The organism is Haloferax sp. ATB1 (genome assembly GCF_000730175.1).
On sequence record NZ_JPES01000079.1, the window covers coordinates 134,534 to 158,086 of the forward strand.

The 23,553-nt window shown below is 51.2% G+C and carries 16 protein-coding genes and 2 pseudogenes; 11 read left to right on the top strand and 7 right to left on the bottom strand.

What is annotated here, in order from left to right; translation table 11 throughout:
* Positions 1 to 484: 484 nt before the first annotated feature.
* Entirely contained in the window at positions 485 to 1,789 is a 1,305-nt protein-coding gene (locus tag ATB1_RS13005; RefSeq protein WP_042664221.1) for an acetamidase/formamidase family protein, read from the top strand.
* Here ATB1_RS13005 and ATB1_RS13010 read toward each other — a convergent pair whose 3' ends face one another.
* Positions 1,790 to 2,050 (bottom strand): ubiquitin-like small modifier protein 1, encoded by a 261-nt coding sequence (locus ATB1_RS13010; RefSeq protein WP_042664223.1) that lies wholly within the window; start codon positions 2,048 to 2,050, stop codon positions 1,790 to 1,792. It abuts the gene before it with no gap.
* A gap of 672 nt (positions 2,051 to 2,722) precedes the next feature.
* On the opposite strand from ATB1_RS13010, the gene ATB1_RS13015 reads away from it, so the two are divergent.
* The gene (locus ATB1_RS13015) at positions 2,723 to 3,517 is read left to right on the top strand and encodes a BtpA/SgcQ family protein (RefSeq protein WP_042664225.1); all 795 of its coding nucleotides are present in this window, start codon (positions 2,723 to 2,725) and stop codon (positions 3,515 to 3,517) included.
* Between the two features lie 19 nt (positions 3,518 to 3,536).
* Here ATB1_RS13015 and ATB1_RS13020 read toward each other — a convergent pair whose 3' ends face one another.
* Positions 3,537 to 4,466, bottom strand: coding sequence for a carbohydrate kinase family protein (locus tag ATB1_RS13020; RefSeq protein ID WP_042664227.1), 930 nt, complete (start codon positions 4,464 to 4,466; stop codon positions 3,537 to 3,539).
* A 644-nt stretch (positions 4,467 to 5,110) separates the two neighbouring features.
* Here ATB1_RS13020 and ATB1_RS13025 point away from each other — a divergent pair.
* A complete protein-coding gene (locus tag ATB1_RS13025; RefSeq protein WP_042664229.1) occupies positions 5,111 to 6,154 on the top strand; it encodes a nitrogen regulation protein NR(II) in 1,044 nt (347 codons plus the stop codon).
* A 229-nt stretch (positions 6,155 to 6,383) separates the two neighbouring features.
* Here the strand turns inward: ATB1_RS13025 and ATB1_RS13030 are convergent, their stop codons facing one another.
* A complete protein-coding gene (locus ATB1_RS13030) occupies positions 6,384 to 6,773 on the bottom strand; it encodes a hypothetical protein (protein WP_042664231.1) in 390 nt (129 codons plus the stop codon).
* A 734-nt stretch (positions 6,774 to 7,507) separates the two neighbouring features.
* Positions 7,508 to 7,858 (bottom strand): hypothetical protein, encoded by a 351-nt coding sequence (locus ATB1_RS23355; RefSeq protein ID WP_241768220.1) that lies wholly within the window; start codon positions 7,856 to 7,858, stop codon positions 7,508 to 7,510.
* Between the two features lie 177 nt (positions 7,859 to 8,035).
* Here ATB1_RS23355 and ATB1_RS13040 point away from each other — a divergent pair, with 177 nt between their 5' ends.
* The 3 genes and pseudogenes from ATB1_RS13040 to ATB1_RS23360 form a co-directional block, all read left to right on the top strand.
* Positions 8,036 to 8,884 (top strand): DNA-binding protein, encoded by an 849-nt coding sequence (locus tag ATB1_RS13040; protein ID WP_042664233.1) that lies wholly within the window; start codon positions 8,036 to 8,038, stop codon positions 8,882 to 8,884.
* Between the two features lie 223 nt (positions 8,885 to 9,107).
* Positions 9,108 to 10,085, top strand: a complete 978-nt coding sequence (locus ATB1_RS20825; protein WP_241768221.1) for a homing endonuclease associated repeat-containing protein — start codon at positions 9,108 to 9,110, stop codon at positions 10,083 to 10,085.
* Between the two features lie 71 nt (positions 10,086 to 10,156).
* Positions 10,157 to 10,270: pseudogene (locus ATB1_RS23360) on the top strand (DNA-binding protein); the annotation flags it as partial.
* A 632-nt stretch (positions 10,271 to 10,902) separates the two neighbouring features.
* Here the strand turns inward: ATB1_RS23360 and ATB1_RS20835 are convergent.
* Complete coding sequence (locus ATB1_RS20835) at positions 10,903 to 15,168, bottom strand: DEAD/DEAH box helicase (protein WP_128081465.1); 4,266 nt, start codon at positions 15,166 to 15,168, stop codon at positions 10,903 to 10,905.
* Between the two features lie 50 nt (positions 15,169 to 15,218).
* Positions 15,219 to 15,926 carry a hypothetical protein gene (locus tag ATB1_RS21635; RefSeq protein ID WP_128081466.1) on the bottom strand — a complete coding sequence of 236 codons (708 nt, stop codon included), beginning with the start codon at positions 15,924 to 15,926 and terminating at the stop codon, positions 15,219 to 15,221.
* Between the two features lie 174 nt (positions 15,927 to 16,100).
* Between ATB1_RS21635 and ATB1_RS13055 the strand changes: the two genes are divergently transcribed.
* The 5 genes and pseudogenes from ATB1_RS13055 to ATB1_RS13075 all read left to right on the top strand — a co-directional run bounded on the left by ATB1_RS13055 (position 16,101) and on the right by ATB1_RS13075 (position 22,769).
* The gene (locus tag ATB1_RS13055; protein WP_157837746.1) at positions 16,101 to 18,104 is read left to right on the top strand and encodes a tRNA-guanine transglycosylase; all 2,004 of its coding nucleotides are present in this window, start codon (positions 16,101 to 16,103) and stop codon (positions 18,102 to 18,104) included.
* 515 nt (positions 18,105 to 18,619) lie between these two features.
* Positions 18,620 to 19,342 carry an HNH endonuclease gene (locus ATB1_RS24605; protein WP_394324774.1) on the top strand — a complete coding sequence of 241 codons (723 nt, stop codon included), beginning with the start codon at positions 18,620 to 18,622 and terminating at the stop codon, positions 19,340 to 19,342.
* A gap of 162 nt (positions 19,343 to 19,504) precedes the next feature.
* Positions 19,505 to 20,020, top strand: a pseudogene (yaaA, locus tag ATB1_RS13060) (peroxide stress protein YaaA); the annotation flags it as partial.
* A gap of 4 nt (positions 20,021 to 20,024) precedes the next feature.
* Positions 20,025 to 21,239, top strand: a complete 1,215-nt coding sequence (locus tag ATB1_RS13065) for a tRNA-guanine transglycosylase (RefSeq protein ID WP_052367987.1) — start codon at positions 20,025 to 20,027, stop codon at positions 21,237 to 21,239.
* Positions 21,240 to 21,440: 201 nt separating this feature from the next.
* Entirely contained in the window at positions 21,441 to 22,769 is a 1,329-nt protein-coding gene (locus ATB1_RS13075; protein ID WP_052367988.1) for a hypothetical protein, read from the top strand.
* 37 nt (positions 22,770 to 22,806) lie between these two features.
* Here ATB1_RS13075 and ATB1_RS21640 read toward each other — a convergent pair whose 3' ends face one another.
* A complete protein-coding gene (locus ATB1_RS21640; protein WP_128081467.1) occupies positions 22,807 to 23,094 on the bottom strand; it encodes a hypothetical protein in 288 nt (95 codons plus the stop codon).
* Positions 23,095 to 23,553: the final 459 nt, after the last annotated feature.

Below are 23,553 nucleotides of genomic sequence, written 5' to 3' on the forward strand. Positions count from 1 at the left end.
CTGAGTCCGCCAGGATTGTTGTTGGTCCACCGATCGACGTGGTCGGCCGGACAGATGAGTACGTGACGGCCCGCCCCGCTCGCCGCATTCCGGTGAGTAGGGCTCACCGACGTCCCTCTCACTGCGTTCGCGGGACTTCCGCGTCGTACGCGACCGACCAGCGGTTCAAAACTCGAGAGCTGGATCCAGATGAGGCGTGAACGGGCCAACCGATCTGGGTATTCCGGGTATGGAGTGACTCGCTACGATCCCAGCCTCGAGTAGGGCCAGTGATTAGTGTCGGTTAACCAACTGTCTGCACGTAGTACCGGAGATTGTTGGTTAATTCCATAATCGCCTGCAAGCCCTACGCTTTCACTCGGGTTTCGACGGACTCATCACCACCGTTGGAATCTCGTGAACGTCGATTAGTTCAGGTGAACTCGACGACGTAGATTTCTGCCTACACAACTGATAACACTATACAAACAAACGATAATGATAGATGTCTGAACAACTAGTCGACACGCTCGAAGTAGACGAATTCACACTCGGCCTTGTTGGGCCTGGACAAGAGTGGGCGGGGTCTGTCCGTGACGGTGGGACAGTCAAGACCCACACCCCCGCTGGCTGTTGGGGACCGATGATTACACCGACTTTCCGCGGTGGTCACGAAGTGACACGGCCAATTCACGTCGAAAATGCCGAACCGGGTGACGCGCTCGTCGTCCGAATCAAGGATATCGAAGTTACGAGTATCGCGACGAGTACCGGGAGTATGGCGGAACGAGAGGGTGCGTTTGGTGACGATCCCTTCGTCGACCACCGCTGTCCCGAATGTGGGACACCATGGCCAGAGACAGTCGTCGAAGGGACAGGTGAAGGGGCGATTCGATGTGCGGAGTGTGGTGCGAACGCGTCCTCGTTCGGATTTGAGTACGGATATACTGTCGTCTTCGACGACGACCGAACTGTCGGCATTACCGTTGGCGCCGACGGTGCTCATCAACTCGCTGAACACGCCGACGAAGCAATGGCGCTCCCTGAGAACTCTCGGCAGCACCCAATTCTTCTGTACAAACCTGATGAGATGCCGGGTGCACTTGGTCGACTCCGTCCGTTCATCGGCAACATCGGGACGACGCCGTCCATCGAACTCCCGGACTCACACAATGCGGGAGACTTCGGTCAGTTCCTCATCGGTGCGGAACACGACTGGGGGCTCCCGGACAAAGAGGCACTCGAAGCACGAACAGACGGTCACCTCGATTCAAACGAGGTGAGGCCCGGTGCCGTTCTCATCTGTCCTGTTCGGGTCGAAGGAGCTGGCCTGTACGTTGGTGACCTCCACGCCAACCAGGGCGATGGGGAACTGTCGCTTCACACGACGGACGTGAGTGGGAAGACTGAACTCGAAGTTGAAGTTATCAAAGGCCTTGACCTCCCGGGGCCGCTCTTGCTTCCGAATGAGGAAGATCTCCCGCACATCGCAAAACCCTACACGGACGCCGAGCGGGACGCTGGGACAGCACTCGCAGACAAGTACGACGTTGAAACGCTTCACGATGCTCTCCCGGTCCAGATTATCGGGTCGGGAGCCACGATTAACGATGCGACGGAAAATGCCTTCGACAGAGCGAGTTCACTATTCGGAATCAGCGAAGGAGAAGTTCGGTCTCGCTGTACGTTCACTGGCGGCGTTGAAATTGCTCGCTTGCCGGGTGTGGTCCAATTATCAATGCTCGTCCCGATAGAACTCCTCGACGAAGTTGGCCTCACAGAGACGGTCCGCGAACAGTACGGGGCGTAGTCAGCCACCGCGCATCGCTGGGAACAGTTTCACCTGTTCTCCATCTGGGATCGGGTCGTCCAACGTGGCTTTGTGTTCTCCAATCATCACCCGAACACTGGGTCGGATGGTGCCGTCGTCGTCAGAGAGATGTGTCGCAGTCTTTGGATGCTCGTCCACGAACGCCGTGAGCAGGTCTCTGACCGTCTCACCGCTCGGATATACTTCGACCATTTTTTCGCCAGTCACAGACCGGAGCGGACCGTAGACAGTGATCTCCATACTGTCCCCAAGAGTCGTTAGTACAAATTAGTTGACTCGGGGATTCTGTTCACAATTGGCGAACTCAAGGGGCACACTGTGACCACCTGTTAACGAGGATCTGTCTCAAGATCATCAAGCGCGTGACTCTGGAGTGCGATTGGGGAAGAACCCCTGGTCAATACGAAGTGGCTTCGCATCAACGATAGTGACTGGGTCATCGAGCCGCTCCAAGGGAATGACACAGATGGTTGCGACTGTTCAGTTGTCATCGTTGAGGAACGATTCCGGGAGGAAGGACATCTCGTTCTCGGCTACCGCCGTGCGTGCGATTACGACAATCCTCCTGATGGCCTCTGTTCGTTTGACTAGTGAGACACTCGCGTTCTCTATTCAGCACGGCCCCAACAAACTATCCGTGGCTGAGGATTTCAACAGCACCAAATCGAGTTCTATTACTGGAAATCGTGGTGTGGGTACTGGCAATACTGGTCTCGGTGGTCGTTGCCCACGAGTGACAACCGAACTTACTGACTCGCCTCACATTCTCAACCACCCACCACGTCTTGAGGAGCGACGATCTCTTGGAGACTCACCTGGCTCATCTCCCTTCGATGGTGTTCCGCGCTGACTGAAGGCCCTCACAGAGCCACATATCTGTACGGTTAAGTCCCTCGAACGGCCACACCGGATATGGATTTCTTCAGCACAGAAACCCCAATTATTGGAATGGTCCATCTACCTCCCCTCCCTGGTTCTCCTGGGTTCGAGGGTGACCGGGACGAGATTCGAGCCCGACTCCTCGAGGATGCGGCAGCACTCGAGTCAGGTGGTGTCGACGGTATTATGCTCGAAAACTTCGGTGATGCCCCGTTTTATCCAGACCGGGTGCCTCGTCACGTCGTCGCTGACGTTGCAGCACTCGCGGGCACACTTCGTGAGAACGTTTCAATCCCGTTTGGCGTGAACATCCTCCGAAACGATGTCCAAAGTGCCCTCGGCATTGCCGCTGCGACAGATGGTGCCTTCGTTCGCGTGAACGTCCATACCGGTGCCCGGCTTACTGATCAGGGGCTCGTCGAGGGGATGGCACACGAAACGGTGCGTCTGCGTGACCAACTCGACACCGACGTTGCTATTCTTGCAGACATCGACGTGAAACACTCTGCGCCGCTCGCTGAACGGTCACATAACGAGGTGGTTGGTGAGCTTGTCGAACGCGGTGGTGCCGACGGAATCATCGTGAGTGGGACTGGCACGGGCGAGGCGGTCGATACGACGGTTCTCGAAGCAGTGGTTAACGCTCGCGATGCTCGCGGTCTCGACGCCCCTGTCTTGATCGGAAGCGGTGTCACCCCCGAGACGGCACCCGAACTGCTTTCGGTCGCTGATGGTGCAATCGTTGGAACCGCGCTCAAAGAAGGTGGCAAGACGACGAACCCCGTCGACGAAGCAGCGGTCGAACGCCTTGTCGCGTCCGTTCGCTAGGCTTCACTGCCCCAGCGGTTCACTGCGTCTCGATAAACTCCCGAACGTCGGGTTCGGATGGGAGATTGCCGCGTGCACCCGGTTCAGCACAGTTGAGTGCCGCCGCAGCAGCGGCAAAGCGCCCTGCGTTGCGTGCTGAATAGTCATTGAGGAGCCACGTATGAATCAGTCCCGCAGTAAAGGTATCGCCAGCGCCGGTCGTATCATTCACGTCTACCTCGAAGGCCGGGATGTCGGTTACTGTGTCCCCTTCGAGAAGGCGCGCTCCGTCACTTCCCTGTGTAATCGCCGCGCGAGAGACGTTCCGCTGCGTAAGCGTGGCAATAGCTTCGTCGGCTCCACCACCAAAATACGAGTGTGCGGCGACCTCGCCGGCCACGAAGAGATCAACAACAGAAAGCAGTCGGTCAATCGTTTCGGGTGTTGTCCCTCGGCCTTCGAGTTCCGAGAGTGGGCCTGCGAGGTCGAAGACGAGTGTCGAAATCTCACGGCGTTCGCGGGCGGTCACGAGTTTCGAGACGACCTCGTCCGGTGCATAGGCACTCGTGAACACCACACTAGCGTCACCCGCATACTCGATATCGCGCGCATCAAGTCGCAGGTTCGGAACGCTCTGGCCACCGGCAACGATCATTCGTTCTCCATCTGGATCACGGAGAATCAGCGTGTACGACGATTCTTCGGGTCCAGCTTGCATCCGAGAACAATCAATCCCGCGTGCTTGGAGGTCAGCTTCGATCTCGGCGGCATCGTCGGCCCCGACGCGTGTGATGATTCCTGCCTTGTTCCCAAACTCAGCGAGGCCTGAGGCGACATTTGCAGCGACGCCACCCACATCGGTCGCGTGTTCACGGGCGAATGCACCACCGTCGGGTTTCGGTAGATTCGACAGAGAGTAGATGTGGTCGATAACGGCACTCCCGACCGTCACGACATCGAACGATGACATATGCCTACTCAACGTTGGTTCGCCTTGAACATACAGGGATTGGGGTTTATTGAAACCCATCTCACGTCTGGCGATTTACTGAGGAAGTGAGTTTCCATCTGGATCCACGAAAATAGTGGGAAGAACGTTTCTTCTCAATGTCAACACTAAAGGATTGCAACAGACCTTAGTCTCAATGAATCGTCGACGGCGAGTGGACTAAAGAATTTGTTCACGGCCAGTAACCAGTTCAGTACTCTCTCTGTTTTACAACCGAAATCCCCTATCGGTATCTCAATAATAGGCGCAACCGCCAAGATGAATACGATCGTGGCCGACTAGACTCGTGCTGAGTGCCTCTAAACCACCAGCATTGGTGTGTCTCGGGATGCCCGGCCTGATACACATCAAAGGTACCCCTTCACCTTTCACTCCGAAGTCGGACCGTCATTGACCCTTGACTGATGTCATGGGTTTGTCCGCAGACTTCTAGGCCACTTCATGGAGCCAGCGGCACGATCGAGGTTCTCGTGTACCATCCCACTCCCCAGAACCCTGAGCCTGAGGGTAGTTGTCGGAGTTGCTCGTCAACCCGTGGTTACTCGTAAACCTCGCAGCAATACCCTGAAGAACGTTTAACTACCGACCAGTAAAAGTGACATTATATGACCGGTCCTCCTCCCTCTCCAACCTCTGCGGACGATTTCTACCAGACACTTGTTGAAAATGCGGCAGAGGGGATGTTGACGATTGACTCGGATAGTAACATCGTGTATGCCAATCCAGCCGTTGAAGACATCCTCGGCTATGCACCCGCTGAGTTAATTGGGAGTTCAAAGATGAAAATCATCCCAGAGCGCTTAGAACCAGTCCACGGGGCTGCATTAGCGTCGTATGTGGCGACAGGAGAGCGCAATATCGACTGGGATGGGATCGAGCTCCCGGCGTTGCACAAGGACGGGCACGAAGTTCCGACGCTTATCAGCCTTCGTGAACACGAACACAATGGTGAACAGTACTTTACTGGCATTATTCGGGACATCACCGAGCAGCGAAAGCGGGAGTCCCAGCTTCAAGACCAGAAGGATCGGCTGAATGAGTTCGCCGATATCTTAACACATGATATTCGGAATCCACTTTCTATCGCGTACGGGTATACTGAGATTGCCCATGAACAGTCCGAAAGCCCTGAACTGGAGCGGGTCTTAGCGTCACTCAGTCGGATCGATACTCTCGTCAGCGACATTCTTGCCCTCTCAAAAAAAGGTGAAGCCGTTGGTGAGACCGAGTCGGTTGACATCCGTGAGTGTCTCCATGCGTCGTGGAGTAGCGTTGAGACACAGCAAGCGACGCTCCAACTAGAAGATGACCTCGGAATGATCGCCGCGGATAAGAGTCGTTTTCAGGAACTACTAGAGAACTTGTTCCGCAATGCGGTTGACCATGCTGGTGCTGAGGCGACTGTGACTGTTGGAAGCCTCCCTGACGATACGGGACTCTATCTCGAAGATGATGGCCCTGGAATCGCTGAGCCAATTCGGTCAGAGATATTCGACCACGGATATTCGACAACTGCTGACGGAACTGGCTATGGACTCTCAATTGTCTCTCAAATTGTGGAGGGCCATGGTTGGAATATTGCCGTTACAACGGGTTCTGAAGGTGGCGCACGATTTGAGATCACGTGGGGAGAGTTGGGCGACGTCTGAGTTAGTTTTTGGAGAGCATCCCTGACGGCCTCGTCCTGCTGCCATGTTCGAAGCAAGCGTGAGGTAGGGCTCTGTTGAAATCCTCTGGCCCCGACAGAAAGTACGTGCTGAATAGAGAGTGAAGCCAGCATTCGAGAGTAGTAGATCGGTTACACCTCCGGAATCGAGGTCGACAGAAGCAAGGAAGAAGCTCGATCCTCACATCGTTCACAGTCTTGGGTACAGAAGACTACTCGCGCTCTTCGATGACGATCTTCCGGGCCTCAGCTACGACACCTTGAGTCTCCGCAAATGCCTCTGCGTCTAACGCGACAGCTGCGCCGACCCCATCTCGGAGGACGAAATTCATCTCGATGACGTTCTCGAAGCACTGGACCAAGCACGTCAATTCACCGTGGTCCTCTGCAAACGTGTCCTTGTAGACCGGTGCAGTCAACGAATCCAGCCGTGACTCGTCAACCGCTTTTTTAATGTCGTCTTCTGTGTATCGGACAGCCACGTCATCTCGCAAGTAAACGACGTCGTGACTGTCTTGGTTGTACTTCACGATGCTCCGAAGATTGCCGTTTGTCCTTTCCTCGAAATATTCTTCGAGCCGAGACGCCATCTTGGTAGCCATTGTCAGTATATTGTCTGTGAAGAATCATATAACTACGGTCAAATCCACCTCAATTCGCCAATTTAGCGGAATCAATGGCTGGGTTGCTAGTTGTCTGAGCCACTGTAAGGTGTGACAGTTGCGTGACCGACTTGCGTTCTCTATTCAGCACGCACACCGAAACCTATCACCGACTGAGGGTTTCAACAGAGCCTGAGGTATCCATGTTTGAGTTTTATCTGGCAGGGAGGCGAGGGACCACATCCTCTGCGATCTCGATAGCAAGCTAGTAGTAGAAATTAGCAATCAAACGTGTTTGGGGGGTGAGTTGTGTCGGTACGTTTGGGGGGCGACTGCTCGGGTTGTGCGCGCTCCGGCGGGCAGACCGTTCCTGCCGGGCCCGGGCGTTTCGCGCTGCCGTTGCGTCTGCGACGGACGGGGCACGGTCGCGGGGCCGGGTCGGGCCGGGTGCAGCCACCCGATACCGGTCAGCCCCGAGGGCGGGCCTGCGAGCACTCGACCCGCATCCGGAACATGACCGTAACCGGGCCGGCTGCATCTTCACCAGCCGTTGCGTCGGCGCTCCCTCGACGCGGTCGCGCTGACGGCCGGCTGGCTCAGACGTGGCCGCTTGCGCGGTCCGGGCGGGCTGCTCGCCGTTCGGGCGATTGCCCTCACCCCTCGTTCGCCCGGGCTGCCGCGGCTATTGGGGATTCGCCGTGCTCACCCCCAATATGCCACGGTCCGGGGCTCACTCAGGGCTGGCTGTGCGGCCTGCCGGGCCTGCGCTCAAACTCGGCCGCGACGAGCTGTGGGTCCGCGGGCGTCCAGCCCGCACCGGGCTGCCGCACGAGGCGTTTCCGTTGCGTCTGCGACGGACGGGACAGGCTCGTGCGGGTCCGGGCGCGGTGCTGTTCCGGCGGGTCCTCGCTCTCTGCGGCCTCGCTGTGGCCGTATGCGACGCCGTTCAGGACTGTCAACCCCCCGCTTGCCGTCTCGTCGTCCCGGTTCAACCGTTGCGTCTGCGACGGACGGCCTGCACGGGGTCGACGACCCGCGGGTCGGTGGATTGACTGCCCTGACCGCGCGCTCACCTCGAGGTTCATCCCCGCGCTCGTCTGTGGGGGGACACCTGTTGGCGACGCGCCGCGCCGGACAAGCCGGCGAAGGCGCGGCGGCGTCGCCGTGAGACGATTGGTGTCGGTCAGTCTGTGAGAATGCTGCGGCTGGAGAGTCGTGGTGTCGGAAGAAGACGCCGAGTGAGCGCCTTCAGGATTAACCCAATGAGTAGTAAGAAGCAGTTCAGTACTAAAGTTTCGCACTCCGAACACCCCCGAGCGGTCGACGACGACGTAGTTGATGAGACGCCAGCGCTCCATCCTACGGTTGAACTCGAAATCCAGGCCAAAGTTGACCTGAACAATCCGGACGCGGTTGGTCGGGGGTTGACCCTCGCCGAAGAAGAGCGAATGGCTGCACGTGAGTGGGAGATCGAACAGACGCGTGACCGGTGGGACCGGAGACAGACGTCGAGTCGGGAGATGCGGACGGCGACGGCGGTCGCACAGTCGAGTATCGAGGCAACGCGTGAGTTCAAGAAACGCGCTGGGTGTGTCAATCGGTGGGCTGACCCGGAAGAACCGGATCCACGTGAGCAACTGACGGCTGAACAGTTGGGCGTTGTGAACAGAGAGGCAGGACGAATACAGTCGAAACTCGAAAGGTGGTCGCGGTCGGTGATCAGCCGGCGGTTAGCCGAGGCGGTCGCAGACGGACAGTCGATGATGAGCGCGGTCGTGGGTGTCTTCGAAGAGTTCCAACAGGCTCCGGGGACGGTGATTCCGATTGCGGCGGTCAGCGAGGTCAGTCGTCGTGAGGTGTCGATTGAAGGAACGATTACGCAGTTGTGGGAGTCCTCGGATCCGGCGATTCAACAAGTGGGACTCATCGAAGACGAGACGGGACGAACGAAGCTGACTGTCTGGGAGAAATCGAATCAACCTTGGATCGATGAAGGCGAACGTGTGCGAATTCACGGGGCGGCGAAGAGCTGGTACAATGGGCGTGTCTCTGTAGCCCTCACGGGCTGGAGCACCGTCGATTTCCCTGAGCGCGAGCCGTGGTGGGAATAGCCAGCCATCGCACGCTTCTTTTTTTGCTATGTGCCGAACCGGCCCAAGCCCCACCTCCCCACCCACCGCTCCGTGCTCGCTCCTTCGGTGCTGCGCGCGCAGCCACGACCTCTTTACTCGCGGTGATGGCTCGGCTGACCCCATGCCGGAGGACCGACTAGCGGTAGTTTTTCTGCGCCGCAAGCGGTGCGGCGCTGACCTTTCGTTGGCGTCTTGATTTTCGATGGGATCAGAAAACCAATTGTATACGTGTGAGATCTGTGGAGCCGAGTTCGAAACACCAGAAGCAAAGGGCGGCCACAAACGAGGGCATCAGCTCAAAATTAGCCGGGAAGAGTTACTCTCGGAACTCCGACGGCTAGCGGACGTCTCGGGACGGGCACCGACAATGAAGATGATGGACGAATACGGTGCGTACTCTTCGGGTTGTGTAAGGCAACGGTTTGGTACTTGGGGAGATGCACTCCGGGAAATTGGATTATCACCGAACACCAGATACAACATTCCATCAGATGAAGTCAAAGAGGACATCCGATCAGTCGCAGCGAAGCTCGGAGGTCCGCCGACGGCATTAGAGTACGGCGAACAGGGAGACTTCTCCGTTACACTTGCACAAAATTTGTTTGGGAGTTGGAATGAGGCACTATTCTCTGCTGGGCTCGAGCCGCAATTCGAATACCGGATCCCTGAAAACGTTCTCCTTGACGAAATTCGAACGCTCGTCGAGACGCTGGGAAAGGTCCCAACAGCGACCGATATGAACGAGTATGGTCGATTTTCGCATCGATGCTATTTTGATCGGTGGGACGGCTGGCAGGCTGCAGTTCGGGCTGCTGGCTACGAGCCAATTGGACGATCAGGACCTGCCAACGGCAACTGGAAAGCGGACTCAAAAGATGAGAGACGCTATTACGGACCGAACTGGGAAACGCAGCGAGCGAAGGCGCTTGAGCGAGACAGCTACATGTGTCAAACGCCGGGATGTGACTGGTCACAGACTGCCCATCGTGAGGCATTCGGGAATGGGCTTCACGTCCACCACATCGAGCCGCTCAGTTCATTCGAGGATAGGGGCAATAATGTGGACTTCGAGCAGGCCAATCGACTTAAGAACCTCGTGACGGTGTGTGTTCAGCACCATCACTTATGGGAACGAGTCTCTCCACTTCGGCTGGATGTGAGCCGGTCACCCCAAGACTAGATGGGCAACTCAGACTGACGTTCGTGGGTGCTAACTGGTGAACGTTGATGTCGAATCAACCTTCGGTCGAAGTGAGCGAACGGGTGACGCTGCGGAACGTCGCAAAGAGCTGGTACGGTGGGCGTGTGTCGGTGGCCGTGACGGGGTGGTCGGACGTCAGATTCCCTGAGCGCGAGGCGTGGTGGCTGAGTAGGCGTCGCGGGCGGGGGTTTCTTTTTGACGTCTCCACCAGCCCAGACCCCACCTCCCCACCCACCGCTCCGTGCTCGCACCTGCGGTGCTGCGCGCGCAGCCACGACCTATATCAGTAACTGACTGCCTTGGATATCCAATCACAATACTATCGCTTTCTACGGCGAATCTAATGAGATGTCGAGTACTGTCTCTACGAACTCAAGTGCCTCGTACTCATGGTCACATCGTTGATTTTCAGTCGAATCAATTATCGTATCGCCATCTAATGCACCTTCTTGGATAAATACTTCACCTGGAATCACGGCATGTTCTCGAGTAATACCTGGATGGTTGTGTACTGTGATTCCAGTCGCTTTGTATTGATTTTTAACCCCATGAGAAATGTCAGAACAGATGACATGGATGTTTATTGAATCATGTGTGAGTGCGACCGCTTCTAACGATTCGGTTAGTCGTGAGGCAGAGCCCTTGCTTGGATAGCGAACATTGACCTCTCTCAGATTTGGTAGAATGAACACGAGGGAGTCAATATCTTTTGAACTCAGTCTTAGACCTACGAAATATTCTAGATCTGATGCTGACAGTAGAATGCAAGCATCAGTTGTCGTGGGATCACTACTCATTATGGATCAATAAAGGTGATCTCGTTGTCTTCTATGCGTGCCCAAAGATATCCATATTCTCCGATGGCTTCGATTTCATCTTTTTCATCTCTCCTTTTCAATAAATACTCCTCTAATTCCATCAGGACAGTATTGCTGAGAAGCTTTTGTTGATCAGTACTAGCAGCTGTCGTCGTTAATTGGAGATTTGCTGCACAGCTGTCGATATCTGGTGACCAAAATATATTCTCAACTGTGGTCAGCCAAGACTCGTCTGTAGCATTGAAATGATCTGACTCAATTACCTCTGAGAACTCCTGTTCAATCTCGTGTCTGACATGAGCTAACTCCTTGACTCCATCAAGCCTCTTACGTGATAGGTACCCCTTTAACCGATAGAGACTGTCTACTGGGATTTCTGGAGATTCATTCTGAAGAGTATTGATGTATGAAATGGTCGTTGCAATTTCTTCACTCACACGGTTTACTGAATCATCGTACGTTATGCCCGTTTCTTGCTTAATTAGTGGTTTGAGGTTTTCTAATTCATGTTCTCTTTCTTGGGCTGACGCTTGTGCAATTATTTCAGAGTCTACCAATTCTAAGATATTATCTGCACTTTCTGCCCAAATCATCTCTGCAAGACGTTGTGGATTGTGCACGAGCCGAAGTAGTGAGGCGAGCACATTGGCTGGGAATTCTCTAAACTCTCTGAAAAATAAATCTACAATGCCTTGGCCGCCTTCTGTTTGTTCAAACACGGTGACAGTAGAGTCATCATAGCTGATGTTGTACAATAGCAGATCTGAGTTGACACCGCTAACATCAGCAATCAACAACGTAAGGAGATGAGCCGCTGTAGTAAGTGAAATGTTTTCTACGGTGATCTCTTCATCATCTAATTTTTTATAATTTTTCACCTTTTGTTTAAGTTCTTGATCGCTCTGTACCTTTTCAATAAACTCTGACAAATCCCATTTGATCCCTCGAGTCTCGAGGACATAACCAAACGGTTTACCGCCCGCTTCAATAGGGACTACTCTTTCGTCACCTTTTGGTCTAAATTCTGTTCCAGTCTTATAGTAATCTCTAATAGACAAATTAATTTTGTTGATCCAAGCTTTTGCATCAACATTTGAGATTGAGAGATTTCCTATCGATTCAACATCGCTCTCATGGTCGCCCTTCTCGTCAACATCGGTAGATAATAATGCAGATGAATGGAATTTTGCATATTTTGTCTTGGGTTCTAGGTTGTCTGCTTCTTGCTTAGTTAATATCTCCAAGCTTTCTGGATCATATGGATAGACTCCTTGAGACTCGCCCCCTGTCAAATCAGTTGCTTCTGACATCTCAATTCGGTCGGGGGCCCTCACTCCTTTATGTACTGTACTTGGGATGTTATCGAACTTCATTCGATACTCCCCTTTACTGTTCCTACGAACCCTCGGTGTGAAGACCTGCGAATCTCCCTTTGTATTTAGAAACTCAATCTTATACGGGATATACTGTGTGAGTAACTTCTCAACAGACACATCTTCTTCATCATATTCTGAGCTCCGGTCTGCAGGAGCAAGTGTGAAATATCGACCAGCATCATCGAAATAGTTCTGAGGTACGTACCAGAATTCTTGGCCGTGTTCGTCTGTTGGTGGCTTGATCTCTTCATTGGTGAGTTCACCACCCAGTAAGAGACCAGGTTCATCTAATTCAACTTGGAGGGCCTTGTTTACAAAATATGCGGTCCTAAACATATCTTTTATCGAATAGATATTCCCGTGTGGGACATGTGATTTGGTGAAACTGGACAGTTCTGATAAGGCCTTTTTTAGATAGTACGTCTTCTTTTGCTCAGACGAATAGTGATCAATTTTACCACTCTCGATCTTGTCTAGAGCAACTAATATTCCTTCATACAACCGGCTTACATCTTTGTTGACTCTCGGCCTTTGCACTTCGGTTCCTCGCGTCGCCCTTGTTAATTTTTGAGATATTTGGATAAGTTCGCCTACAATCCGATCAAGTGATGTCAATGACGACTCTGGGTTCTCGTAATCTAATTCTGCTACTTTATCACGCTTTGACGATAACTCACCAGTAATATCAGAGTTTGTCAACTCATCTGATGTTTGCTCCATTATTGAGATAAGACGATAACACTCTTTTTTGAATCCTGAAATTAGCTCTATACCAGGCTCGTCATGGAGTAGCAGATTAGAAACATTTCGAATTCCTGCATCACTTTCAATGTCGAATTCCCCTCGAATCTCTCTTTGATGCCTTTCAATATTTGACTTAAAGCGAGAAACAGATCCCTCTTTCAAGAGGTTATTCTCTTGGCTAATTGGTGTCCCAAGTAACACTTTCGTGAACTTTCGTGGCTGTAATAAAAATTCGATTAATAAACTGTACCCAAGCTGGTCGCCGAAAAAGTCTTCAACCAGGTCGCGGACGTACCGATCTTTATACCAAGTATTGCCTTTGTCTTCATATAGACTGTCTAATGATTGGTAGTATTGGTGGAATTTTGTATGCATCCATGAAATAACATGATTATCTTCTGAAAGTGGAGTAGAGATATCCCTATCAAGAAAGCGATCAGCCCGGTAAAAGAAATTAGAGTCTCCGCCGTAATTTGATAAATGAATAAAGGTATGTCCACTAGATTCTTTTTCGCGGGCTGCACGTCCTGTCCGTTGTGTGAACGAGGACATATTCCTTGGAGGACGATATTGTGACACAAAACCAAGGTTGTCGATATCAACACCCACCTCCAAAAATGATGAACCATGGATTATTGGACTAGACTCTAGCTTTGTCAGCCCATCATCTGAATCTGCATATATCCTTGCAGGGCTCGCTAAAGGACCATGATAGAAAGAGTTTCCAAAAGCATTCGCCAAATCGATCCAGTCTCCAGCTTCAAGCCCGATATGTTCCTTCCATAGCTGTTTAGTTTGATCTGCATCTTCGAGCTGCGCAGAAATACGATTTATTTGACTAATACTATCAATAAATGTTAGGTACTTTGTGTTGAGGTCTTTACTCTCACCATCCATCAATATTGAATGACCAAGCATCATCGCATGTTGGATATACTGAGATGCGACCCCCGCACCCTCATCTGGAGTTAAAGCAAAATAGTAATGTTGCTTATCTGTATTTCCATCGTCAATATCATATTCTTTAGGTTCTATACAATACAGGTCATTGCTTTCTAAGCCAAATATTTTGCTCGCATATCGTTGTGGATTCTCTACTGTAGCACTTGAACCAATAAATAAGGTATTCGAAGTTCCTCCTGACTTAGAATCCCTGATAGCCTTCACATTAGAGATAATATTTGAAGCATGTGCTCCACGTAAACCGCTATATTGATGGATTTCGTCTAATACAATAAACTGTGCATCATCGATAATCTCATAGTGTGGCTTCAGAGCGATATTCTCAAGTGATTCTAAAGTAGTTAGGAGAATGTCTGGTGGGTCTTGTCTTATTGAGTTTCTATCAAGCAATAAATGATCATTTGTGAATGTGTCCCCTGATTCTTCATTTCTTACACGATAGTCCTTTGTCTTTCTACTTCCATACTGTTCAAGGATAAAATCCCGATTTGATAGTTCTTCATCCCAATGGGTCGTCATCTGAAAAACGAGGTTTCTCCCTTCACGTTTTCCGAGACCCTTCCGTTTATTTGTCACATCTTTTTTCTGATAAGGAATACTGCTTGACCAAGCACCAACCGAGGGAACATCAGCAGTAGCGAATTCATCAGACTGATCAATATTATGTATCACTTCAAGTACGCGTTGTAATTGGTCACGTAGTAATGCTCGTGAAGGATAGACGAATATCGCGTTGTTATCCTGCTTTGAATGGACTATGTTATAGAACAACCGACCCATAAATGCCGCAGTCTTTCCAAACCCTGTTGGGGCAGACACCATTACGCCCTTGTCCTTCAATTTGGACTTCCCGATCTGGCTCCCTATCGTTTGCCAAGCGGACACTTGGAATTGAAGAGCAGTATCTTGGTGTCCAAAATATCCTAAAATCTCGTTAACTTGTTCGGTGTCGATATCTCCGCTAAGGTCATCTACGTGTCTGAATTTTGGCCGTGTTCTATCTTTTACACCATATTTTATGGCCTTGGTTAGATATGGGCTCTTATTTGCTGATTGTCCCTGGAAAATCCTCTTATTATATAATGTTGAATTGATCAGCGCCTGAATATGTGGTTCTAGAGAGGTCTCACTTACGCTCGTGTTCCGATCGAAATACCGCACGTTATCAATAGCCTCCAACAGGAGGTATATTCAATGTTCTGACTCCTCTCTCATTTCAAGAGTTCTCCTGTTGCTTGGTCATACCACGGATAGTATTCGCTTCGCTGTACTGCATTATAGAACGATTCTCTTTCATCAGTAGGTAGTGCAAGGTCAAGGATTAGTTCACTCATCTCTCTATTTTCGTCATCAACAAACAGGAGTGTGATCTTAAATCGGACCACTTCTTGTCCCGAATTCTCTAGGTCTAGAATCATCTGCGTTCCAGTACTAAGCTCATCTTCATCCTTAGATAAAACCCTAAATTCTGGTTGTAGAAGGAACGTGACAGGCTCTGATTGTGCTGATAAATGGTTCCCGAGAATGCTAAGTTGGTTTCCACTCTGATTTCGTTGCAATTTTGTTTCGTACGGAGCAACGGAAATGTCGGGGCCAGTTTCCTCCAGAATAGTCTGTGCCGTTATGTTTTTTGCTGCACCTTTTCCAACATTTGATATTTCTAGCTCTAATGTAGGTCCGTCTTTTACTGAAACTGATTCGACAACCAATGATGGTTTATGATGGAGCCGTTCAATCTCGGTTTGCTTTAAGTAAATAATTATTATCCAAAAAGTGAGACTCGCCGAAAGTAGTGTTCCAACGACCTGGCCGATATCTGCCCAGTTACTTAATAACAATTGAACTAAGTTATCCACTCCCTGGCCAGAATCGTCAACTACGTTAATAATTCGAAGTGTTGGCAGGCCGAAAATTGGCATTTTTTGTCCTCGAAGTACGTCAACTGTAGATGTGTCTATCGTAGAACGAAAATAAAACATGGCGGTCTGAGTTAGATCAGTTAGAATCATATATTAAGATCCAACCTGAACTACAACTAGCAATCGCCATTAGAAGATAAACCGTTTAACCAGGCCCCTCTGAGTTGTACCCAGATGACCCGGGGTTTCCAAACAGTATCTGACGGTGACGTTGGAGCTGCCCGTCGCGGCAAGCTGTATACCCCACAAGCACCGCAGGGTGGTGCTGTCGATACACCGGCGTTTTTTCCAGTTCTGAATCTAATTGGCGGTCCGACCCCTGTCTCTGGGGGCATCTGGAGTCGACTCCGCAATCGGCTGTTTGACGATGAGAAGTTCCAAGGAGCGATGTTCCAAGCGATGAGCTTCTTGGACTTCAACCTCTCGCCAGAAAGCGTCCAGACGTGGCGGACGGGCGCTGACGGGCTCCACGACTGGTTTACTGGGCACGATTCTCCGAAAAGTAATCCCGCTCCCCCACCGTTCACACAGCCGCTGTTCGTCGACTCCGGCGGGTTCAAACTGATGAACTCACAGACGTTCGGCGATCCACCAGAAGACGGCGGAACGAAGAACGACTGGGGAATATACACGAATCCAGATTCAATCCTCGAGCTTCAGTATGACTATGGAGCTGACCTAATTGCGACACTAGATTTCCCGATTCCGAAAGGGCTGAACGAAGCTGAGAAGCGCCAACGGGTCGAAGAGAGCATCGATAGCGCTGTTCGATGTATTGAGTTACTCGAAGAATCCGAGCAGTACGCTGACTGGGATCCGACAGTCTATGCTGCTATCCACGGCCACGACTACGAAGAGATTGCATACTACGTCGCACAGCTGTTCGAACGGACTGACTACCCAGATGCAATTGATGGATTCGCAGTCGGTTCGCTCGTCCCGCTTCGATCGGGAAACGTTGACGTCCTTGTCGACATCGTTCAGGGTGCAACTGACGCGATTCCAGAAAAACGACGAGACAACCTCTCGCTTCACGTCTTTGGAGTGGGTGGACAGCTTGGGCCACTAATCGCCACGCTTGGCGTAGACAGCTACGATTCGTCAACGTACGTACAAGCTGCACAGCATCGAAACTTCATTAAACCCGATTCGTGGTCAAAAACCAAAGCCTCAGACATCTCAGCGGATGACTGGGATTGTGATTGCCCCGTCTGCGAAGATGAACTTACTGACGTTGGGATCGAAGACATGCAGGAGGTGCTCGATGCAGATCGTTCGTACAAGCCGATCGAAGTCGAACGAGATGGGAGTGTGAGAGAGTATATGAAGAGTGACTTCTACGCGCTCATCGCCCATCATAACTTCCACATGTTTCAGCGGGAAACTGACGCTGTCCGTTCAGCGATTGAAGAACGTTCACTTGGTGAGCTCGTAACGGAGAAAGCGCGCGAGAACGAAGATATGGCAGTTGGCCTTGCTCGTGCTGCGGCACGTTGGCCTGAGCTTCGTCAGTACGTCCCTCGGGACGTCGATATTGAACAGGATATCCCGACAGACGAACGCCAGACCCTACAGAGCGAAATTGGAGACGACGGAACGCCAGTTGTTCCGTCAACAAACGGGATCTCACTACAGCATTCTCCGAGTGACTTTGACCTCCAGGACTATGACTATACTATTGGTAACGAAGCTCGTGTATGTCTCGTGTTACCTTGTAGCCAGACGAAACCGTACCGAAACTCTCGGACACATCAAGTAGTCGAATCCCGGCTTCGAGAGGCGGGCGTGTGGGAGGCTACTCAGAAGGTCTCTCTGTCTGGATTATATGGTCCTGTCCCTGCTCAATACGAGGACCTCGACCCGGTTACGACGTACGACTACGTTCTTACCGATGCCGATGAACAGCAGGTTGCGTTAGTACAAGCACGTCTGGTTGAGTTCCTGCAGACGTATGGTGAGCAGTTTGATGCAGTATATGGGTACGCAACAAGCAAGACATACCGGACGACGATTGAAGACGCATTCTCTGAAGCCGGGGTTGGAACCGTACTTCCGTCCGATCCCCCTGCACGTCGACTAACCGAGCACTTCAGAGGAACCCACCTTGATGAACTCTCACAGGAACTTCAGCACGCACTTGAGCTATCGACGGTACAACGTTCAACAGAATCATCGTAGTATCAGCGTAGTTTCTTCATCCGTGGCAGTTAGCAGTAGTACGTGACTGGAGATTTACGGATTGAAATCCCTCGGTTTGGACTCAATCATCCGAAGAACTATCTCGGGTACGCGCTTGCGCTCAACATCACAGGCGATGCAAGCCAGGCAGCCGCTGTTATACAGACTACGGATATTGTTGGTGCGGTTGAGGACGCACGCGAGGGGGCAGACCTGTTGAGGTTAACTACGTCGCAGGGTGAATCACTAACGCCAACTGGGCGAAGCGTTTGTCGGACTGTGAACGAGGAATTTGGGTCGGCTGAGGCAGGACTTGACAACCTCCGTGAGTTGTACCGATCCCGATCCCGGTTTATCGAGGTTCAGCCGCGTGGAAAGCAATCATTCAGCCTCTCCTTGAGAACATCCCGGCCATTGCCAAACTCATCCATCTACTCGCTGGTGCACAACAGTCTACTGGGGGCACAGCGATACCACTTCCAGACTTTTTCGTATACTGTTACGGTGTCGCCCCCGTGTTCGCCTGTCGAATCTTTCTTCGAGCGGATGTTTCAGAAACAGTTCTGGCGTCTTCGTTTCGCTCTTTGGACGAGCTACGTGGCCAGTTAGAGTCACCGGATGACTTCTATGGCCCGACAGTCCATCATCTCAAAGCAATCCTCTACCATGCCGGAATCTTGACGACTGGTGGAAAGAACACAAGCCACCTGAGTCAATCTGACCAAGCATACCAATGGGCAATCGATGAAGAGGCATACGACTTGTCGAATATCACTCGTCATGCTGGAAGCCAGCTTGAGCAACGTGACTCGCACGAGTCGCCACCAGATTACGAGTCTCCTGGAAGAACTGAAACAACAACGAGTCGAATAATTCGAAATACATCGCTCGCGCTAGAGCTGAAAGAGCAGTACGATTATACGTGTCAACTGTGTGGCGATCGTCGCCAGTCGGCTATCTCAACAGGGTACGCCGAATGTCACCACATCAGACCCTTGGGCGGGACACATAGGGGACCAGACACAGCGGAGAATATGCTCGTACTCTGCCCAACGTGTCATGCTGACTTTGACTACGGGATGGTGACCATTGACTGTACGTCTCACGAGGTCGTTCACCAGTATGACTCCAGCCGCGACGGAGCCCAGCTTACCGTACAATCTAGCCACGAGCTTGATGATTCATTCCTTGCCTATCATAACGAGGTCATCGCGAGTTGTTCTGAGACTTCTTCGTAAGCCGAATGCGTCAGTCATTGATATATAAATAGTCTGAAGACAACCGGAATTCGATTTAGTCGAAATCTACCAATCTGAGGTAGATGTAGCCTGTTTTGGATTCTGAGTGAGGCATAGTATGCAGTTGTTCTAACTGGTAGCCACTACAGCCAAGTTGTCTGTCAGACGGCGAGTTGTATCTCGCCAACAAGTTTAAGATCAGTTGGGTTGATCAGCACACAAATGTCAGAGTTGCTGATTCAATCCTGTTCGAAACGAAAGCGTGAGATAGACGGTCAATGTGCCGCAATTGACCTCTATGATGGTTATTTTTTCCGCATCCTACAGAAGGCAAAGACGGACGACGAATTCCGTGACGAGATTGACCTTCTGATTATCTCTGCGAAGTATGGCGTCGTTGACCCTTCCCAGAAAATTGGCTCGTATAATCAACAGATGACTCAACAAAGAGCGGCAGAACTAGAGCACGATATCTTTGATGAGACGAAGCGGCGAGTTACTGATGAGGGGTATGACAAAATCTGGATAAATCTCGGGAGCGCGTACGAAAAAACCGTAACTGGGCTTGAGTCCGAGGTTTCTGCAAGCGTGAAGTATCTGAGTGGACGACTCGGAACACGGGGGGCTCAGCTTAAGACAATCGTGCGGACTGATTGTACCACTCAAATTTCCGGGTAGCCACATGGATTTTCATATCACGGGCACGGCTGGACAGGTACGTACTGGGACGATACGCACCCAAGACGCGCATCTAGAGACACCCCACCTCCTTCCAGTTGTGAATTTCTACTGTGGTGGGACGAAACGGTCACTCTTTGGTGGCGGAATTTTTCGCACACTCAAAGAGTTCGTCACAAACGACGCCGCTGTCACTTTTGGAAACGACTACAGTCCCTATTTCAAAGCGGTGATGACTTCAATCTCGTCGTTAACTGATTTTAGTATCAATCAGACAAGGTTTCAAGATTACCTCTCCACGCCGCTGAAGCAGCGACCTGAGTTCGAATCGTTTTCGGGTGCGCTGTTTGTCGATTCTGGTGGCTACAAAATACTGCAAGAAGGTTCATTAACTGGCACTAATTTCTCTCTTGACGTTGACCAGCAGACTGCATACGGACTCCAGCGAGGATTCGGTGCAGATATCGCAGTTAATCTTGATTCTCCACTCTCTCCTGAAGACACATACAGACAGCGTCTCAAGAAGATGGAGACAACTGTCGGGTATGCCGAGGAGTTTGCTCAATTGAGTAACTCAGCGACAGAGACTCGATATCTAACGCTTCACGGGTATACGCAGTCGATGCTCGCGAGATATCTCGATATCGTCGATCGTGTTCTTCCACAGCGCCTCGACAAATGGTTCGATGGAATTGCGATTGGAAGCCTCGTTCCACTCCGAAATAATCCTGACCGATTAGTACGAGCAATCCGTGCCGTGAAACACCTTCTCCACGACCGGCAACTCGATCATCTTCCGATCCATGTGTTTGGAATCTCTGGGCAGACGATGCCTCTACTTGCGTGCTTAGGTGTTGATTCGTTCGACTCGGCCTCGTATCTTCACTCAGCAATCAATGGCACATACTTCACCTCGTTTTTCGACTCGGTCCAGCTGAGCGAAGCACCCTTTGAGGAGTGTTCCTGTCCAGTATGCTCGACACCAGCGCTTGTCTCTCGGATGCACGGCGATGCTGAGTATCAAAAAGACATCCTCGGCCCGGTTGCGATGCACAATCTGATTATTCAAAAGCAGGCACTTCAGGAACTCCGAGACCAGGTCTTGCTGGGAGATCCCGATCAACTTGCTGAGTATCTTGAGCGGAAGTATCGAAATCGACGACTGCAGAAAACTGCGCTTCGCGTGATTAACGACACGCTCCGGCCAATCATCCAATGACAAGCAAACAATCTTTCAAACCGAAGGTTAACGAAATCCAAGAATTCCTTGAGGTTGCGAGTGACTTTGAGAGCCCATACGAACTCATCAGAGAGGCACTCTCGAATTCGTACGACGCCCATGCATCTAAGATCGAAATTTCGATCGATTTGCTTGATGACGGTCCGTACACTGAATCACACTCTCCGATGATGGAGAGGAATGGACCGACGAGATCTTGAAAGCTTCTTCGACCTCGGGAATTCGCAAAAATCGACTGGGATTGGTTACAAAGGCCATGGAACGAAAATCTACTACAAGAGCGATCAAGTTCGTGTGACTACTGCTCAGAGTGGGACACAGTACACCGCGGTTTTGAATGAACCGTGGAGCAAGCTCAATCGCGGAATACTACCAGAGTACACCATCGAGACAACCGAAACGGATGCTGATCCATTCACTCATATCGAGATTACTGGGTTTAGAGCCGGCCGTGGGTTTGACGCCGAGGAACTCACCTACAATCGACTTTCAAATTACATCAATTGGAAGACAATTGGTGGTTCGATCGCCCATCAGTTCGATCATGAGAGCCGAGAGATGGATATTGCGATCGAGTTGGATGACGACATCGACTCATCGACGTCGCCAGATCCCCAACCCAGTATCCTTGAGTTCCCTGATGAGAAGCTCACCCCAGACGCAGAAACAGTCGACGAAATAGAAACGCTCTGCAAACACTACGAACCGCAGACGATTACTAAGACTGTCGAGGGACAAACAGTCACAATCCAAATCGCTGGGTTTGTTGCTGGACGAAAGGCACGAGATCAGCTTCCGACACACGGTCGCCACTCAACCCAGTTCGGTGTGTGGCTCGCTAAAGATCACATAAAGGTCGAACAAATTAATAGTACGGTTTCTTCAGACAACCAGTATCTTCAGTTCTTTTTTGTGGCGAATTGCCCACAGCTTGAGCTTACTGCAAATCGCGAACGTGTTCGGAATAAAGCGGACCCAATTTACGACGCGATTCTCGGTGAGGTAGAGTGGCATATGACGAAGGTCACACAGAGTGACTGGTATCGAGAGTACCAACGGCTCCGCCAACGGGCTGTGCGAAAACAGGACGCTGCCTCACAATCAACGTCGCTTACAGAGAGAAAACAGCAGCTCTCGTTAGAGGGTCCTCCGGTTCCATCGAATGTGTCCGAGCTGTTGGTTCACTACACACGATATACGGCCAACGATTCGGGCGATATCGTCAGCATTGACCACGACGGTGACGTAAATGTCCTCCTCCATCGTGAAGACGAGTTGTATGCTGTTGCAGCAGTCCAAACGCTCCATTCGTTTTTCAGCAACGAGAAGACTGTGGAGAACGTTGATCAGTTTATTTGCTGGTCACTAGGCGATCTAGATTACTTACGTGAGTTAGAGCGAACGGACTACTTTGGGAGCAGTTTTGAGCTTCAACTACAGCAGGACCGTGTTGTCTGTGAGATTGACTCCCGTGAAGTACCGATTACTGTTGTGAAGGAGCTGGTCTGACGCTCTGGAGTACTCTCTTCCAGACGGAGGGAGAGATTCATCCTTGCAGTTCCTGTTCGAGGAGAGATTCAACAGCCAAGACTGCTTCATGTCGGAGTTGATCTCGTGGATCAGGTCCAGAAAGTTCGTCGTGCGGAACGCCCCCTCTGACGAAGCTTGTGATGTTCCACGGGCAAAGGTCGTAGTCTTCAAAGACAGCAGTTGCTGCTTCGTACGTATCGAATTGAGAGGCAATGTCTTGGTAGTCGTCTGAAATCTCGTGGACGAATTGTTTGAGCTGGGTTTCTGATGTAAAGTGGTCTGCCCTTGGAGAGTTGGAATTCATTACGAATCTATCATCGCTCTCAAAGTTTGAACCTTCGGTCTATCTCTAGTCCTAACTTCATTGAAGTTCCTTAGAGGAATCGTTGATTTCTGTTTTATTGAAATTTCATCCTCAGTTTATTGCTTCCCGCTCAGTTCGCGTATCGGGCCTGTCAGTACGTCCAGGAGAACTGCCACACTTAGACTGTCGTACGCCTCGTTCTTCAGCGCCCCTAGTGTTTTGTGATTTACAGACATTAATAGTGACTATGGCACGGGAAATGAAGTGCAGCTCTTGCGGAAACGTCCAGTCATACAACAACATTGCAACGGCCCCAGATCGGTGCCCGAATTGTAACCAGCCGTGGCAACCAAACTACTAACTCGACTTTCCTAATCCAGAGTTGGTGACCTCGCTACGGGAGGACAAAATGAGTCTCAGATGGAACTAACTCCTTGAATATCAGTAACCGGGTGGCTT